The 1234-nt window shown below is 67.4% G+C and carries 1 protein-coding gene; it reads right to left on the bottom strand.

What is annotated here, in order from left to right; all coding sequences use genetic code 11:
- Nucleotides 1–1096 (bottom strand): acyl-CoA dehydrogenase family protein (locus AC1DVR_RS23410; protein ID WP_478003029.1); only part of this gene is annotated, 1096 nt, incomplete at its 3' end.
- Nucleotides 1097–1234 lie beyond the last annotated feature (138 nt).

Below are 1234 nucleotides of genomic sequence, written 5' to 3'. Positions count from 1 at the left end.
GGATGGACACAACGGTATCTTCCTGCGGCGCATGGATCAGCACGGCCTGAATGTTGCGGAAGTGCCGCTCCAGCCCCAGATCGGCGCTGAGGCCGGGGTTGCCCAGGGCCTTGACCGCCAGCGCCACCGCCTCTTGCAGCTGACGCCCGACGATCATCCGCGCCCGCATCAGATGCAGCGCGTCATCGCGGTGATGGTAGAGCGCGTCAAACAGGAAGGTCCGCGCCGAAGCGACCAGCAGGTCGATCTCGCCGGCGATGCTGATGATCCGTTCGGTCTCGGCGATCGGGCGGCCCAGGTTGGCGGGGATGCGGCCATGGGCAAAGCGGGCAAAGGCCTCGGCCGCGGCCTCGCCCACACCGAGATAGATCGAGGTCAGGCCCAGCGTCAGAACCGCATGACCAAGGTTGTCCTGCTGACCCTTGCCCGCCTCGACCAGATCAAGCACCTGGCCGGCGGGCACCGCCACATAGTCATAGACCACGTCATGCGACGAGGTGGCCCGCATGCCCAGACTGTCCCAGTTCTTGACGATGGAAACGCCGGGCGTCTCGCCGGGTACGATGAAGGTGCCGACGCGGGCCGGGGTTTCATCCGTGGTGGCCCAGACAAGATGATGCGTCAGCCCTTCGGAGCCGGTCACAAAGCGTTTCACCCCGCTGATGGCCCAGCCGGTGGCGGTGCGTCGTGCCTTGGTCTGCGGCAAGCCACCCCGGGCGGGAGAGCCGAGGTCAGGCTCGACCCGGGCGGCGTTCAACAGGATCGGGCGGCTGCGCCCCTGTTCGACAACCTGGCGGTAATAATCCTCGGGCCAATGGCCGCGTTCGGCCTGCGCCAGATGGTTGGCCAGCGTCATGGTGACGATCAGCGCCACCGAAGGGTCAGCCGTGCCGATCTGGGCGATGATCCGGACCAGATCCTCCATCGTCCCGCCCGGTCCGCCATAGCGGCGCGCCACGGTGGCCTGCAACAGGCCCGCGTCCTGCAGGGCCTGAATGCCCTCGGCGGGGAAACTGCTGGTGCGGTCGGCCTCCTGCGCGGCAAGGGCGATGCGGGTCATTGTATGGGGCGGAATGGTGAAGGCGGAATGGGTCACGGCAGGGCTTTCTTTCAAGGGTCGGCCGGGGTCAGGCGCGATGCTGACCCCGGCAAGGGGATCAGGCGGGCTCTTTGACTTTCGCCGTGGCGGCCTCACGCTCGGCCAGACCTGCGCGGATCAGGGGCAGGACGTAGC

It is taken from the genome of Rhodobacter sp. P2_H5 (genome assembly GCF_056403335.1).
The sequence above is the reverse complement of the archived record's forward strand: the minus strand, read 5'-3'. Positions and strand labels throughout refer to the sequence as shown.